The sequence below is a fragment of the Archangium minus genome, assembly GCF_044360475.1.
Lineage (GTDB): Bacteria > Myxococcota > Myxococcia > Myxococcales > Myxococcaceae > Archangium > Archangium minus.
In genome coordinates this window covers 2,731,769-2,746,578 of record NZ_CP043494.1, presented here as the reverse complement: position 1 = coordinate 2,746,578, position 14,810 = coordinate 2,731,769, and the positions used below count along the sequence as shown (strand labels likewise).

Genomic DNA, 14,810 nt, shown 5'->3' with positions numbered 1-14,810 from the left:
TTCAGGGACATGCAGAAAGGTGCTGGGCAAAGGCCCGTATTTGCGCTTAGTCCAGGCCCGTGGCCGAGTCCCTCAGCTCCCGAGCCCCCAACCCCATGACGCTCTGCCTGGTGCTGCTGGCGGTGAGCGTGGGGGTGCGGCTCGCGCTCGCACTGGGCACGGACGTCTACTTCGACGAGGCCTATTACTGGCAGTGGGCCCAACACCTCGACTGGGGCTACTACGACCACCCGCCGCTGGTAGCCTGGCTCATCTCCGGATTCGGCATCCGACCCACGGCCGTGCTGTGCGGCCTGGGCACGGTGGCAGCCGTGTGGGGCTTCGCCCGGGACGTGTACGGCCAGCGCGAGGCGGCCTGGCGAGCAGCCGCGCTGTGGAGCCTGGTGCCCGCGGGCATCCTCGCCGGCGTGTGGTCCACCCCGGACACGCCCCTGCTGCTGTGCTGGGTGCTCGCGCTGTGGGCGCTCTACCGTGAGCGGTGGGTGCTCGCCGGGCTGGCCTGTGGGCTGGCGCTGCTGTCCAAGTACCCGGGCGTGCTGCTCGCCGCGGCCTTCGTCGCCGCCTGCGTGCGCGCGCGCCGCCTGCCGGCTGGAGCGTGGCTCACCGCGCTGCTTGGGGTGCTCCTCTTCCTGCCCGTGGTGGCGTGGAACGCGAATCACGATTGGGTGGGCTTCGCCTTCCAGCTCAAGCACGGCCTCGGCGGCACGGGCGGCTGGCGCACCTTCGGCGAGTTCCTCGCCGGCCAGCTCGCAATGGGAGGCCCGGTGCTGCTCGTGCTGACGGGGGTGTACATCCTCCGCGGCCCGAAGGAGCAGTTCCTGTTGCGCGCCGCCGCTGCCGCGCCCCTCCTGCTGTTCGGCTACGCCTCCATTCGGACCCGGGGCGAGGCCAACTGGCCGGCCGCCGCGTACCTCTCCGCGTGCGTGGGCATCGCCGGCATGCGTCCCGGGTGGTTCCGCGCCGCGGCCCTCACCAACCTCGTGGGGGTGCTCGCGGTGGGCTCGCACCTGCTCTTCCCCCTGTTGCGCTTCGAGCGCGACGTCCCCCTGTCACGCACCCATGGCTGGGCCGAGCTATCCCAGCTCTCGGAGCCCTCGCGGCTCTTCCCCGGCCTCGTACGCAAGGACGTGGCGGTGGTGTTCGCGCCCAGCTATCAGCTCGCCTCCGAGGTGGCGTACTACACCCGGCTGCCCACGGACACCGCTGGCGGGGCCCGCCGCAGTCAATATGACCTCTGGCCGGAGCCCCTGCTGGCACCCGGGAAGGACGCGCTGTGGCTCTCCGAGGGCCGCACTCCACCCGACGAGCTGACCGCGCGCTTCTCCTCCGTGGAGGGGCCGGTGGTACTGCCCGCCGACTTCCGCGGGCGCCTCGTGCACACCTTCTCCGTCTGGCGGCTGCGCGACGCGAAGCCCTGACGGCCGAGCGCACCGGGGGGGTACACGGCCTCCGCGAGCCTCGGAGTATGCTTCGCGGCACTCCCCGTACCTGGGAGACCCCTCTCACATTGGAGAACTCTATGTGGCGCAGTCGCCTCACCCTCCTGTTGTGTCTGCCGTTGGCTCTGGCCGCGGGCTGTGACGAGCCCAAGTGCAAGGGCACGAAGTGTGGTGGTGACAGCCCCGACTCTGGGGTGGTGGTGGAACCCGAGGCGGCCGAGGCAGATTGGGCGGTCACGGGCCCCTACGCCAATTGCCACTTCAAACAGGGCACCACGGGCACGCAGTGCGGAGAGCTCAGCAGCTTCGACCTGTCCGCGTGTCAGCGCACCACGCTGGGCAGCATTGGCAAGGAGGGCGTCTTCACCACCCACGGCCGCATGGAACTGAGCGATGGGGGCGTGCGCTACTTCAAGCAGAGCCACTCGCTCCGGGAGGACGGTGGGACCGAGACCTTCAACGGCTGGAGCACCGACAGCGACAACATGTACCTCACCAAGTACCTCTCGGACGACACCTGGTTCGTCTCGAGGCACACCGAGGGCAGATTCGCGGACGGCGGCGTTGCCAACGTCACGGTGGGCTATGCCGGCTGCTCGGCCCAGGACTCCGAGCACTTCACCGGCTGCTACGCCGTGTGCCTCAATGGCCAGGCCTACGAGAAGGGCACCTTCAAGGCCGCCCGCATCACTCCCGCCCGGGGCGAGAGCGAGGCCAACGGGCTCACGCTCGTCTCGGAGACGCCCATCCTCAACCAGGATGGCTCCGACTACTTCTTCGGCCTGCCGGTGGACGTCTACGTCACGAAGAACCGCGCGTACGTCGTCTCCATCGAAGGTACGTACCAGGGCGTGGGCGGCCTGACGGTCATCGACGTGAGCGACCCCGCGAACCCGCGCGTCACGAAACGAATCTCCAGCGAGAGGGGCTACTGGAACGGCGTCTGGGCCAAGGGTGACGCGCTGTACGTTGCCAGCGGTAACTACGGTGTCGTCACCTTCGACATCACCAACCCCGATGACCCCGTCCTCACCCCCGTGCAGGTGCAGGAGAACGCGGATGCCCACACCGTCTTCGTGGAGGGCAATCACCTCTACGCCATGGGTGACCCGACGCGCATCTACGACATCTCCAACCCCCGCGCCCCGCGCCTCATCGGCCGCTACGAGCCGCCCGGCGCCGCCTCCTACCCCGGCGCCTACGTGCACGACGCCTTCGTCTACCAGGGCCGGATGTACAGCTACTACTGGTCGTACGGCATGCAGATCAGCGACGTCTCCCGGGTGGACGAGCAGGAGCCCACGCATCTGGGCGCCTACCGTTATGGCGTGGACTCCAAGGGCAACCCGACGCTCAACTCCGCCCACAGCCACGCGGGCGCCGTGGGCACCTTCGGCGACAGGCTCATCGCCTTCGAGGGCGGTGAGGACTGGGGCTCGCACCTGCGCGTGCTCGATGTCACGGACCCCGCCCACGTGAAGCTGATCACCCGCTACCGCCTGCGGGAGGAGGTCTCCATCCACAACATGATCCTCGACGAGGCCCGGAAGCGGCTCTACATCGCCTACTACCATGAGGGCGTCCGCGTCCTTGACGTGGCCAACCCCGCCCAGCCTCGGGAGCTCAGCTACTTCAACACCTTCCGCTCCGAGGACCCGATGCGCGGCCTGGGCTTCTACGAAGGCGCCATTGGCATCCGCGTCCCCAAGGTGCCGGATGTCTCCGCCGCCAACGCGGGGCTCATCTACGTGGTCGACACGTCCCGCGGCCTGCTCATCCTCCGCGAGACGAAGTAACGGCACCAAACCGGGGAGGCAGGTAGACTCCCTCCCCGTATGAACCTGATCCTCGTCGCCGTAGGGCTGTCCAAGGTGCTCTTCGGTGGACTGGTGGCCGCGCTTGGCATCTGGCTCGCCTTCCGCGGCCTCAACCGGCTCCTCGACACGGATCCGACCCGGGACCTGCGCGAGGGCAACATCGCGGCCGGTGTTGTCCATGCCGCCAGCCTGCTCGCGCTCGGGCTGCTGGCGCAGAACGCGGTGAACGCCACCTTCGACGCAATGGACCTCACCTTCCGCGGCTCCTTCCCACGGCCTGGAATGCTGGTGCAGCTCATTGTGTTCGCCCTGTTGCACGTGGGCGTGTCCCTCTTCGTAGGCACGGGCGTGCTCGCCCTGGGAGTGCTCCTCTTCGACAAGATGACTCCTGGCGTGGACGAGCTCGCCGAGGTGCGCCGCGGCAACGTGGCACTCGCGCTCGTGCTGGCCGCCGTCCTCCTCGTGATTGCCCTGCTCACCGCGCCGGGCCTGCAAGCCACCCTCAACGGCCTCATCCCCTTCCCCGAGCTCCCGCCCTCGACGTTCCGCGCCCCTGCCTGATTCCGTGGACACCCCACCGCCCAACAAGGGGAAGACGTTCCTCGAGCTCTTCCTCGTCTTCTTCGCCGCCGTGTGCTGCTGCGGCTTCCTCGGGCTTTACTGGCTCGCCTCCCGGGACGTGCACTCGCACACGCCCCTCACGGACACGGAGCATCCCCTCGAGTCCATCGGCGCCCGGGGTCTGCACCTGGGCATGGTCCTCCTCCCTCCCTCCACGCCGCCGAGCGAGGCCCAGCTTTATGAGTGGCGTGCCGAGGCGCTCGAGCCCCCGGAGTACCGGCTGGGCTACGGTCTGGGCAGCGCCCTCGCGAGAGAGCTCGAACGCGAGCACCAGGCGTACGGCCGCAAGATGCATTTCCGCCAGCTCAGCCGGGCCCGCTTCACCTACCAGGCACCACCCGAGTGCCAGACAGACATGCGCTGCATCTACGCCGAGCTGATGCGCAGCAACGCCGACCCCGTGCGCGAGCTCGGCAAGCGCTTCGTCCAGCACATCCGCACGCAGCGGCTGGACCCGGTGGCAGCCGCCGAGCTCATCATCACCTTCGTCCAGCGCATTCACTACGTGGAGCCCGAAGGCCAGCCCTTTGGCATCCTCCCGCCAGCGCTCGTCGCCGCACAGGACCGAGGCGACTGCGACTCCAAGGCCGTGCTCGCGGTGATGCTGCTGCGCCAGGCGGGCATCGACGCGGCCATCCTCTACTCGGACCCGCTCTCGCACGCCGCCGTGGGCGTGGCCCTGCCCGTGCGCGGCCCTCCCATCCGGCTGGGTGACCGCATCTACCGCTACGCGGAGCTCACCACCGAGGGCTGGCCCCTCGGGATGATTCCGCCCCAGCACGACAAGCCGCACCTGTGGAAGGCCCTGCCCCTGCCAGAGCTGCCCGACGAGTCCGACTCAGAGTGGGAGGCCACCGAGTAAGGGGCTCACGTGGCGGGGGCACGCATCCGCTCGAGGACGTAGGCGTCGTACTCCTCCTTCATCGGGAGGGACTCGTCCACGCGCAGCCGCTGACGCCAGGCGCTCACCTTCTGGCCGTTGCGTGGATCCACTCCCTCCTTCTCGTACCGCTCCCAGGAGAGGCCCGTGCCCCGGCGCTGCCAGAGCGGCAGCTCGTTGAAGTTGATGCCCCGCTGGAAGAGGAGCTCGTTCTTGAATCCCACCGACTTGCCGTGCAGCGCCCGAGTGGCCTGCGCCACGCTCTGGCCCTCCTTGCGCAGCGTCCAGTAGCACCAGCCGTTCAGCGCGCAGCGGGTTGCGTCCGCCTGCCGCCAGCGGAAGTAGTCCACCACCGCGCTCTCGCCCACGCCCATCCACACCCGGCTGTCGAACACTGCCGGCACTCCCGCCACGTGCGTGAAGGTCGCGCTCGCCAGGCCCGCGGAGATGGACACCAGCTTCTCCACCTCCCGGTCAAAAAGCGACCAGTCCGGACGGAAGAGGACGGAGATCTCATCGCTCTCGGTGTACGCGTAGACGCCCCGCAGCTCCTCCACCAGCGCCGAGGCCGTGCGCACCATCTGCTGGTGCAGCGTGACATCGAAGGGCTTCTCGTAGCGCGACTCGGTGAAGCGCGAGAAGCCCCGCCCATCCACTCGCAGCACGCACCACGCCCCGCGCAGCAGCCGCAGCGAGTGGAAGAACTCGCCCTCACGCATCCGGGCTTCGAAGTCGTTCGGATTCATCTCCCTCCCTCCATTCCCGCACGTGGAAGCCGCCCCGCGGGTCGACCCGCACGTGAAACAACACATCAAAGCCCTCGGCGTACGAGGGCCACTGCAATTTCCGGCGGGTGATGTAGAGCGCCTTGTCCGGCACCCGCGCCCGCCCCACTCGCCCCGCGTTGCGCGCAAGGCACGTCTCCAGGTCCGACTCAAAGGCGTAGCCCACCACCCGCGCCCCCTTCTCCCGACCGATGGCGATGAGCGGCGCCCGCTCAGCAAGGAGCGGGTGGGTGTTGTCCACCACCACCGAGCGCCCCTGGGCCAACGCCTCGGCAATGAGCCGCCGCTGCCGTGCCTCGCGTTTACGCGCGTTGGGCCACAGGTCCTTGCTCACGTGCACGTGCGTGGCCGCGAAGCGCTCCCGGTAGAAGCTGCTCTTCCCGGAGCCCTGCAGACCGATGAAGAGGACGATTTCCATGGCGCGTCTCTCCTCTGACGGTGTGCACTCCGGAGCCCTGACGTCGAGGGCGGCCGTCCGCTCCCCTCTTCACACCGAGGGGCTCCGGCTCCTCAACCGGGCCGCTTCTTCCACTTCGCCCAAGGACTCCAGGATGGCGGCGGCACGCCCATAGTTCGTGGCCGCCTCCGCCCGTCGTAGGTGAGACTCTTCCACCTGCGCCGCAGCCAGCAGGAAGGGCACAGCACGCCGGGGCTCGCCGCCGTCCAACCAGTGCTGGGCAATGACCCCCGGGGCTGCCCGCCTGAGCTCCAATTGATGAGCCAGGCGCCGATGCAGCAGAGCCCCCAGCGCAGAGGGAAGGGAGCTGCGCACGGCTTCCAATACCAGGTCGTGCGTGAAGCGCTCGCCCCGGAGGATCTGCGCCGCCTCCAGCTCACGCAGCGGCTGGGCGAATGACAGCGGGCTGACCTCCAGCACCTCGCCGGCCAACTCCAGGTTGAACTCCATGAGGGCCAGCGCCGCCACCTGGGCCAGCTGGAGTGCCAGAGGCGACAGCCGCTCCAGGCGCTGCTGAATGAGCTGGCGCACCCGCCCTGGAGGCGGCAATCGCTCCGGCCATCCCCGCTCCAAGCTGCCTGACTCCATCAGGTGCTTGAGCGTCTCCGTGATGAAGAGGGGGTTGCCTCCCGTGTAGCGCGTTAGCTCCTTCGAGAGAGACTCGGCATCCGGCAGGTCGAGGCTGCTCAGCAGCTCGCCCACCGCATCAGGCGAGAGAGGCTCCAGGTTCAGGGTCACCGCCAGGCCCGAGGCCTCCAGCCGTTGATGGATGACCTGCGCCTCGCCATTGAGCTCACCGCGGCGGCAGCAGTCGATGATGACGGGGAAGGTGCCGGCTGTGTGGAAGCGGGCATAGGCATAGGCCCCCATCTCCAAGCTGGCGGAGTCGGCGAACTGCACGTCGTCGGTGATGAAGCACGCCAGCCCCTCGGTGCAGCGGCGGAGCACCTCGCTGTAGGCATCCAGGCAGCGCACGCGCTCCCCCTCGTTGCGCATGGGGGGAACCTCCTCGCCGGGCGCGAGCTCGGGCATCAGGCGCGCCAGCTCCCGGCGAATCCACGGCTCCAAGCCCTGTGGAATCTCAGGCCGCTCGGAGAAGATCTCCCGGATATTCCGAACGAACAGCGAGTAGGGCACGTCCACGTCTCCAGGCCGGGCCGCGAACACCGTGTAGAGCCCCTTGGAGGCCGCGAAGTCATGCGCGAGGCGCGTCTTGCCCACGCCCGGCTCCGCCAGCAGCAGAATGAGCTGCCTCGACTCCCACGCTGCCTCCAACTGCGCCCACTCCCATGCGCGGCCCACCAACACCGGAGGACGGAGGACCGACAAGGGCAGGGTCCGGCTCGGCGGGCTCCCGGGAGCACGAGGCCGCACCTGCCCACGCTCAATGTCTCGCACCAGCGCGAGCGTGTCCGGGTGAGGCGTTGCGCCGTACTCCTCGAACAACATCTTCCGGCAGCGCTCGAAGAGGTTCAGCGCCGCCATCCGGTCTCCCGACAGGTAGAGCAGCCGCATCAGCCGTCGGTAGGCCTCCTCGGAGAGCGGATCCAACACCAGCAGCCGCTCGGCGAAATGCAGCGCCCCCGCCAGGTTCCCCTGCTGCTCGCGGGTGTCCGCCTCGGTACGGGCGGCGCGACACCGCAGGGCCTCGAGCTGCTCGCGGGCGCGCAGCACCCACGCCTCGAAGTCCGGGCAGTCGTCGAAGTCCAAGGTGCCCAGCAGCGAGCCCGCCAACGCCAGGGCCCGAGTGTGGCGGCCTGCGAAGACATGGGACTCCAGCTCCACCGCGTCGGTGGACACCCGCTCGGAGAGGGAGACCACGTCCCCTCCGAGCACCAGGTCCGCACCGGTCGCCACTCGGAGCCGGCGCAGGAGCTGGCGCATGTTGTTGCGCGCCGTGTCCTCACCGGAGCCAGGCCACAGCAGACCCGCCAGCCTGTACTTCGGCGTGGGCCCCTCCAGCGCCAGATATGCCAGGACCGCGGCCACACGCCGCTGCAACTCCAAGGGCTCCGCGAGACCCAAGAGCCGGGCACCTCCGAGAACTTCCAACCGCCAATCCGCCACGTGTTCCCCCCTGCCGCCCGGGAGAACAACCGACGCCCTTGGGTCTCGTCAGCGAGTGCCCTCAGGTCCAGAAGCCCGTCGGCTGTCCAAGGAGGGCGGCCCCGGCCTGGCCAAACCACCCCTCAGCGGCGGACGCATGCTGCCTGAAGGTGTAGATGTCGCGGAAGCGTCTCTGTAGGGATGAGCCATCTTTGAGCGCGTGGGCTCCCCCGGCCCGATAGCAGGTTTCCACTACACTGGCCGCTGTCTCCGTCACCCAGACCAGCGTGGCCGACATGCGCGGCGCCAGGGAGAGAACGGAGGCGGGCTCATTCACACACGCGGACCAGAGCTCCTCCACCGTGTCGCGCAGAAGCGCGCGGGCGGCGCGCACACTCGTCTCGGTGCGGCCGAGCTCGAGCTGGAAGACGGGAGACTCGATGAGCGGGACGCGGGCGTACAGCCGCCGCTTGCCCTTCGTGACGAGCTGCACCACGTCATCCACCGCGCCCTGGGCGATGCCCAGCGCCACCGCCGCCATGTGCAGGACGAAGTGCAGCACCGGCGCGACGAAGCCCGGACTCTGGATGTTGGACGCGCCAAAGAAGATGTCGAAGGAGTTCTCCTCGGGGCAGAAGGCGCCCTCGAGCGCGACGTCATGGCTGCCCGTGCCCTTCAGGCCGAGCACGTTCCACGTGTCGATGATGCGCACCTCATTGGCCTTGAAGAGCATGGCACGTGTCTGGGGTGCACCCGGGATGAGGCCAGGACGCGGCTGGCCGTTCTCCAGGACGACGCAGTTGGCGAACATCCAGTCACAATGCTCGCAGCCGCTAGCGAAGGCCCAACGCCCGGTGACGCGATAGCCGCCCTTCTCGACCAGGGCCTGTCCCTGCGGGCTGAAGGGGCCGCCCATGATGACGTCCGGCCCGGCCGAGTAGATGGCGTCGAAGCGCTCGCGAGGCAGGAGCGCGAAGAGGTGCGGGCTCTCCATGCCGATCATCGTCGTCCAGGCGGCGGCTCCGTCCACGCGGGCCAATGTTTCCAGGAGCTCACAGGAGGTCCACAGGTCCGCCTCGTAGCCGCCGTGGCTGCGGGGTACGAACATTCGGAAGAACCCTGCCCGCTTGAACTGCTCGAGCAGATCCAACGGTAGCCGCCGCCCCGACTCGATGTCGGCGGCCCGGGCGGCAATCACCGGGGCCAGGTCACGCGCGGCTTCCAGCACCTTCGTTGCGTCAGCGTTCTTCATGCTTCACTCCTGGTCGGGGTCGCAGGAGTTCCCCCCCATGCGCCAATTCCGACGGGAGTGAGGTTTACCGCCAGGGGTGTGACCGGCGCGTGACGAGGCTCACGGCACTCCCAAAACCCGAGAAACTGCGGACACATAGCGCCTCCACGTCTGCGTCTCGGCCTTCAGGTGCTCGTGGCCCTCGGGGGTGAGGCGGTAGAACTTCACGCGGCGGTTCTTCTCCGACAGGCCCCACACCGACTCCAGCCAGCCCCGCTTTTCCAGCCGGTGCAGCGCCGGGTAGAGCACGCCCTCCTCCACCGTCAGCTCCTGTCCACTTCGCGTGTGCACGGACTCGGCCACGGCGGCGCCATGCAACGGGCCCCACGACAGGCTCTTGAGGATCAGCATGTCCAGTGTGCCCTGCAACAACTCCAGCGGCTCGTCCGCCATGTGGCCCTCCGTACGGGTTGTCATACCCCACCCCCCATGGAAACCTGACCGTTGGACTCCAGAGAGGGGCGCATGGACATCATCACCATCGACAAGCAGGGCGAGAAGATCAGTCTCGACGCAATCCCCACGGTCCCTCCAAACAAGACGGACAAGAACGAGGCGAAGCGGGAGCTGGACGTGCTCGGGGAGGAGCTCTTCGACCTGCAGGACTTGCTGTGGGGCGCGCGCATGAACTCCGTGCTCATCGTGCTCCAGGGCCGCGACACGGCCGGGAAGGATGGCACCATCAAGCACGTCGCGGGCTACCTCAACCCCCGGGGCGTCAGCGTCGCCTCCTTCGGCGTGCCCTCCGAGGAGGAGCGGGAGCACGACTTCCTCTGGCGCATCCACCAGCGCACCCCTCGCAAGGGCGAACTCGCCATCTTCAACCGCTCGCACTACGAGGACGTACTCGTCGTGCGCGTGAACAAGCTCGCCCCGGAGTCACTCTGGAGGGAGCGCTACGGGCACATCCGCGACTTCGAGGAGATGCTCGCCGAGCACGGCACCATCATCCTGAAGTTCTTCCTCCACATCAGCCGCGAGGAGCAGGAGCAGCGCCTGCTGGACAGGGAGAAGGAGCCGCGCAAGGCCTGGAAGATCAACGCCGGGGACTGGGAGGACCGGGAGCACTGGGACGACTACACCCAGGCCTACGAGGAAGTCCTCGCGCGCACCTCCACCAAGAAGGCCCCGTGGACCATCGTCCCGGCGGACTCGAAGTGGTACCGGAACCTGGTGGTGGCGCGCACGCTCGTCGAGGCCCTCCGGCCCCATCGCAAGCGCTGGCAGGAGCGGCTCGACGAGGTGGGCACGCGCAAGAAGGCGGAGCTCGAGGCCTGGCGCAAGGGCAAGTAGGACCCTGTACAGTGCGGCGGCATGCCCGTCCGAGAGCTGTGGATTGAAGGCTACCGCTCGGTCCAATCGCTGCGCTTCCCGCTCGCGCCGGTGACGGTGGTGGTGGGCCCCAACGGGTGCGGCAAGACGAACGTCTACCGTGCGCTGCAGCTGCTGCACACCGGCGCCGAGGGAACCCTGGCGCGCTCGCTGGCCGAGGAGGGCGGGCTGCCTTCCGTCCTGTGGGCGGGCCCTCGCAAGAAGGGAGCGCCCGCGCGCCTCACCGTGGGCGTGCGGCTGGAGGACCTCGCCTACGAGCTGTCCTGCGGAGTCGTGCCGCCCCCCGAGGGTCCCTTCAGCCTGGACCCTGACGTGAAGGAGGAGACGGTGTGGCTCCACGAGGGCAAGCGCCGGCACGTGGTGGCCGAGCGCCGCTCCCGGAGCGCCTTCGCGCGCGACGCGGAGGGCCACCGCACCACCTTTGGGGCCGAGCTGTGGGGCAGCGAGTCCGTGCTGGCGCAGATCTCCGAACCGCACCGCTTCCCGCTGCTGAGCGCGCTGCGCGGAGAGCTGCTCCGCTGGCGCTTCTACCATCACTTCCGGACCGATCCGGCGTCGCCCCTGCGTCACGCCCAGGTGGGCGTACGCACGCCCGCGCTGGCACACGATGGGAGAGATTTGGCTGCGGCGCTGATGACCATCGACGACATCGGCGATGACCGGGGGCTGCACGCGGCGGTGGAGAGCGCCTTCCCCGGTTCGAGCCTGGAGCTCTCCAGCGAGGAGGGTCGCTTCTCCTTCCGCATGCGCATGCCCGGGCTGCAGCGCCCACTGGAAGCATCGGAGCTGTCCGATGGGACGCTGCGCTACCTCTGCCTGCTCGCCGCCCTGCTCTCCCCCCGGCCGCCCCCCTTCCTCGCGCTCAACGAGCCGGAGAGCAGCCTGCATCCCTCGCTGTTGGAACCGTTGGGACGCCTCATCGCCGCCGCGAGCCGCCGCGGCCAGGTGTTCGTCACCACGCACGCCCACGAGCTCGCCACCGCGCTCGAGGAGCACGCCGGAGCCGCTGTCCTTCCCTTGCACAAGGATGGGGGCGCCACGGAGCTCATGCAGGGTTCAATTCCTGCTCAGGATTGACAATGGGCGCTGATGCTTTAAATATGTCCGCGTCATGAGACCCGTCTCCACCATCTTGGGTGTGCCGTCCGTGCGCGTGCTCGCGCCGATGGCGGACGTTCGTCTCGACTCCCGCAACAAGGTGCTGCTCGACATTTGAGCAGGCGGACCGGGGACTCCTGGTACGCGGGTTGGCTGGTTCCCGTGTGCCGTAGGAGCTCGGTTCCGCCCCTGCTCCGTCTCGGGCCTTCGTGTGTCCTCGCGCCGTCCTGAGCGTCCCTGAGGGGCCGCTCCCGGGCATGCGTGCGCGCGCCGACGCACTGACGCGCCTTATCCCTCTCAACCAGTGTCTGTCTTTCAACCCGCGGGTGACGCCACCCGACGGGAACGGGAAGTCTTTATGTCTCGCACTACTCGAATCGAGCGCTACCGCAACATCGGCATCATGGCCCACATCGACGCGGGCAAGACCACGCTCACCGAGCGCATCCTCTACTTCACCGGCCGCATCCACGCGATGGGCGAGGTGCACACCGGCTCCACTGAAATGGACTGGATGGTGCAGGAGAAGCTGCGCGGCATCACCATCACCTCGGCGGCCACCACCGCCACCTGGAAGCCGATGCGGGGGCCCTTCGCGGGGCTCTCCCACCGCATCAACATCCTGGACACGCCGGGCCACGTGGACTTCACCATCGAGGTGGAGCGGTCCCTGCGCGTCCTGGATGGAGCGGTGGCGGTGTTCGACGCCAGCCAGGGTGTGGAGCCCCAGTCCGAGACGGTGTGGCACCAGGCCGACCGGCATGGAGTGCCGCGCATCGCCTTCCTCAACAAGATGGACAAGGTGGGCGCGGACTTCGCCATGTGCCTGCACTCCATCCGTCAGCGGCTGGACGCCAACCCCGTGCCGGTGCAGCTCCCCATCGGGGCCGGCCCGGAGTTCCGCGGCCTCATCGACCTGCTTCGCATGCGCGCCTTCTTCTTCGACGAGGAGACGGGGGAGAGCAGCGAGCCCCGGGAGATTCCCGAGCCGCTGCGCGCGGAGGCCGAGACCTTGCGCCTGCGCCTCATCGAGGCCTGCGCGGAGGTGGAGAGCACCCTCCTCCAGAAGTACGTGGAGGGACGGCTGGAGGACATCACGGAGGAGGAGCTGGAGCTCGCGCTCCGCACGGGCACCTTGCAGCGACAGCTGGTGCCGGTGCTCTGCGGGGCGGCTTTCAAGAACAAGGGTGTGCGGACGCTGCTGGATGGAATCATCAACTACCTGCCCGCGCCGTCGGATGTCACCCGTGCGTCCAGGGACGAGGAGCCGCTGTGCGCGCTGGTCTTCAAGCTCATGCACGACAAGGCCGTGGGGAGCATCGTGTTCCTACGGGTCTACTCGGGAACGCTGCGCACGGGAATGACCGTGCTCAACACCCGCCAGCAGCGCCGCGAGCGCGTGGGACGACTCATGTTCATGCATGCCAACAAGCGCGAGGAGGTGGACGAGGTGCACGCCGGCGACATCTGCGCGGCGCTGAACCTGCGAGGGGTGCGCACGGGCGACACGCTGTGCGCCCTGGAGGCTCCGGTGGTGTTGGAGACGCTCCACTTCCCCGAGCCGGTCATCCAGCTCGCCGTCGAGGCGCGCTCTCGGACGGACCAGCAGAAGATGGAGGAGGGGCTGACGCGACTGGCCGCGGAGGATCCCTCGTTGCGAGTGGAGGTGGATCCAGAGACTGGACAGCAGCTGCTGTCCGGCATGGGAGAGCTGCACCTGGAGATCGTCGTGGACCGCTTGAGAACCGAGTACGGCGTGGAGGCGAGCGTGGGACAGCCGAAGGTGGCGTGGCGCGAGACGCTGCGTCAGCGCGTGCGCCAGGAGTACAGCCACATCCGGCAGACCGGAGGGCCCGGGCAGTACGCCCAGGTGGTGATGGAGGTCGGACCCGCGCCGAGAGGCTCGGGGCTCGTCTTCGTGGACGAGACACAGGGAGGCGTCATCCCGAAGGAGTTCATCCCCGCCATCGAGAAGGGGGTGGCCGGCGCCATGCAGCGCGGCGTGCTCTCGGGCCATCCCGTGGTGGACGTGGAGGTGCGGCTGGTCGATGGGAAGACGCACGTGCGTGACTCCACACCGCAGGCGTTCACCGTCGCGGGCTCGCTGGCGTTCCAAGAGGCGGCTCGCCGGGCGGGCGTGCAGTTGTTGGAGCCCGTGATGGATGTGGAAGTCACCACGCCGGAGGAGTTCCTGGGCGATGTGCTCGGGGACCTGTCCGCCCGGCGCGGGCGCGTGCGGGGGATGGAGGGCCATGGCACGGTGCGGCGCATCTCCGCGCTGGTGCCCATGGCCAGCCTCTTCGGCTACGTGACCAGCCTCCGAGGCCGCACGCAGGGCCGCGCTTCGGCCACCCTGCGCCTGGCCACCTACGAGCCGGTGCCCGACGCGCTCCAGGCGTCGGTGCTGGCGGCGGCTCATCCGTAGTCAGCAAAGAACAGGGCCCGGGGCAAGGTGAGCCCCGGGCCCGCGGAGGACACTACGCCGCCCGCCGCATCGGCTGCGGGCCCGCCGACGGCGTGTACGCGTCGCCGCCCACGTACTCCGCGTCACCGAAGGCCAGGAGCAGGAAGAAGATGGGCGAGAGGAAGATGAGTCCGAGCGCGAAGCCGATCCCCTTGCCGAAGGCCTTCGCCAACCCCGCGTACACGATGAAGCCCACGATGGCGTTGACGAGCGGGATGAAGAACAGCACCAGCCACCACGTCGGCTTGCCGACGATCTTCAGCAACACGATGATGTTGTAGATGGGAACCAGCGAGGCCCAACCCGGCTGGCCCGCCTTGGTGAAGATCTTCCACATCGCGACGAGGAAGACCGCGGCGAACGCGAACACCACCAGCATCCCAAAAATGCCACCCGACGCCGCAGCAGCGGCCTGCTCCTGCGTCATCTCGTACTGAGCCTGCTCCATGTGAAAACCCCCTCTTTCGGGGCCCGCTCCGTGCGGACCCTTCAGGACGCGGGAAGTTACGTGGGATGTTCACTGGAATGCAATTGACCCTTTACGTTCACCACGCGCCGCGTCAGGTCGTGCCCCCGTGAA

General features: G+C 68.5%; 13 protein-coding genes. 7 read left to right on the top strand and 6 right to left on the bottom strand.

Features of this window, described 5'->3' with window-relative positions; translation table 11 throughout:
- Positions 1–95 precede the first annotated feature (95 nt).
- From F0U60_RS11280 to F0U60_RS11265, 4 genes are all read left to right on the top strand, one after another.
- Entirely contained in the window at positions 96–1,418 is a 1,323-nt protein-coding gene (locus F0U60_RS11280) for an ArnT family glycosyltransferase (RefSeq protein ID WP_395817836.1), read from the top strand.
- A 101-nt stretch (positions 1,419–1,519) separates the two neighbouring features.
- Positions 1,520–3,235 (top strand): LVIVD repeat-containing protein, encoded by a 1,716-nt coding sequence (locus F0U60_RS11275; RefSeq protein WP_395817833.1) that lies wholly within the window; start codon positions 1,520–1,522, stop codon positions 3,233–3,235.
- A 39-nt stretch (positions 3,236–3,274) separates the two neighbouring features.
- Positions 3,275–3,817, top strand: a complete 543-nt coding sequence (locus F0U60_RS11270) for a DUF350 domain-containing protein (RefSeq protein WP_395817831.1) — start codon at positions 3,275–3,277, stop codon at positions 3,815–3,817.
- Between the two features lie 4 nt (positions 3,818–3,821).
- Positions 3,822–4,739, top strand: a complete 918-nt coding sequence (locus F0U60_RS11265; RefSeq protein WP_395817828.1) for a transglutaminase domain-containing protein — start codon at positions 3,822–3,824, stop codon at positions 4,737–4,739.
- Positions 4,740–4,744: 5 nt separating this feature from the next.
- Here F0U60_RS11265 and F0U60_RS11260 read toward each other — a convergent pair whose 3' ends face one another.
- The 5 genes from F0U60_RS11260 to F0U60_RS11240 all read right to left on the bottom strand — a co-directional run bounded on the left by F0U60_RS11260 (position 4,745) and on the right by F0U60_RS11240 (position 9,753).
- A complete protein-coding gene (locus tag F0U60_RS11260; RefSeq protein ID WP_395817825.1) occupies positions 4,745–5,503 on the bottom strand; it encodes a tRNA(His) guanylyltransferase Thg1 family protein in 759 nt (252 codons plus the stop codon).
- Complete coding sequence (locus F0U60_RS11255) at positions 5,469–5,960, bottom strand: AAA family ATPase (RefSeq protein ID WP_395817823.1); 492 nt, start codon at positions 5,958–5,960, stop codon at positions 5,469–5,471. The genes F0U60_RS11260 and F0U60_RS11255 overlap by 35 nt, the downstream gene beginning before the upstream one ends.
- A 69-nt stretch (positions 5,961–6,029) precedes the next feature.
- Positions 6,030–8,051, bottom strand: a complete 2,022-nt coding sequence (locus F0U60_RS11250) for a BTAD domain-containing putative transcriptional regulator (RefSeq protein WP_395817820.1) — start codon at positions 8,049–8,051, stop codon at positions 6,030–6,032.
- 76 nt (positions 8,052–8,127) lie between these two features.
- On the bottom strand, positions 8,128–9,297 hold the full coding sequence (locus F0U60_RS11245) for an acyl-CoA dehydrogenase family protein (protein WP_395817817.1): 1,170 nt from the start codon (positions 9,295–9,297) through the stop codon (positions 8,128–8,130).
- Between the two features lie 99 nt (positions 9,298–9,396).
- Positions 9,397–9,753, bottom strand: a complete 357-nt coding sequence (locus F0U60_RS11240) for a PadR family transcriptional regulator (RefSeq protein WP_395817814.1) — start codon at positions 9,751–9,753, stop codon at positions 9,397–9,399.
- Positions 9,754–9,801: 48 nt separating this feature from the next.
- On the opposite strand from F0U60_RS11240, the gene F0U60_RS11235 reads away from it, so the two are divergent.
- From F0U60_RS11235 to fusA, 3 genes are all read left to right on the top strand, one after another.
- Positions 9,802–10,629, top strand: a complete 828-nt coding sequence (locus F0U60_RS11235) for a polyphosphate kinase 2 family protein (RefSeq protein WP_395817811.1) — start codon at positions 9,802–9,804, stop codon at positions 10,627–10,629.
- Positions 10,630–10,650: 21 nt separating this feature from the next.
- Positions 10,651–11,745, top strand: a complete 1,095-nt coding sequence (locus F0U60_RS11230) for an AAA family ATPase (protein ID WP_395817808.1) — start codon at positions 10,651–10,653, stop codon at positions 11,743–11,745.
- Positions 11,746–12,124: 379 nt separating this feature from the next.
- A complete protein-coding gene (gene fusA / locus F0U60_RS11225) occupies positions 12,125–14,191 on the top strand; it encodes an elongation factor G (protein WP_395817806.1) in 2,067 nt (688 codons plus the stop codon).
- 52 nt (positions 14,192–14,243) lie between these two features.
- On the opposite strand, the gene F0U60_RS11220 is transcribed toward fusA, so the two are convergent.
- Complete coding sequence (locus F0U60_RS11220; protein WP_395817803.1) at positions 14,244–14,678, bottom strand: DUF5684 domain-containing protein; 435 nt, start codon at positions 14,676–14,678, stop codon at positions 14,244–14,246.
- Between the last annotated feature and the right edge of the window lie 132 nt (positions 14,679–14,810).

What these genes read in the sequence shown, in the direction of transcription:
- F0U60_RS11240 (WP_395817814.1), bottom strand. Translation starts at nt 9,753, where the DNA reads ATGACAACCCGTACGGAGGGCCACATGGCGGACGAGCCGCTGGAGTTG.
- F0U60_RS11220 (WP_395817803.1), bottom strand. Translation starts at nt 14,678, where the DNA reads ATGGAGCAGGCTCAGTACGAGATGACGCAGGAGCAGGCCGCTGCTGCG.
- F0U60_RS11275 (WP_395817833.1), top strand. Translation starts at nt 1,520, where the DNA reads ATGTGGCGCAGTCGCCTCACCCTCCTGTTGTGTCTGCCGTTGGCTCTG.
- F0U60_RS11245 (WP_395817817.1), bottom strand. Translation starts at nt 9,297, where the DNA reads ATGAAGAACGCTGACGCAACGAAGGTGCTGGAAGCCGCGCGTGACCTG.
- fusA (WP_395817806.1), top strand. Translation starts at nt 12,125, where the DNA reads ATGTCTCGCACTACTCGAATCGAGCGCTACCGCAACATCGGCATCATG.
- F0U60_RS11280 (WP_395817836.1), top strand. Translation starts at nt 96, where the DNA reads ATGACGCTCTGCCTGGTGCTGCTGGCGGTGAGCGTGGGGGTGCGGCTC.
- F0U60_RS11260 (WP_395817825.1), bottom strand. Translation starts at nt 5,503, where the DNA reads ATGAATCCGAACGACTTCGAAGCCCGGATGCGTGAGGGCGAGTTCTTC.
- F0U60_RS11230 (WP_395817808.1), top strand. Translation starts at nt 10,651, where the DNA reads ATGCCCGTCCGAGAGCTGTGGATTGAAGGCTACCGCTCGGTCCAATCG.
- F0U60_RS11270 (WP_395817831.1), top strand. Translation starts at nt 3,275, where the DNA reads ATGAACCTGATCCTCGTCGCCGTAGGGCTGTCCAAGGTGCTCTTCGGT.
- F0U60_RS11235 (WP_395817811.1), top strand. Translation starts at nt 9,802, where the DNA reads ATGGACATCATCACCATCGACAAGCAGGGCGAGAAGATCAGTCTCGAC.
- F0U60_RS11255 (WP_395817823.1), bottom strand. Translation starts at nt 5,960, where the DNA reads ATGGAAATCGTCCTCTTCATCGGTCTGCAGGGCTCCGGGAAGAGCAGC.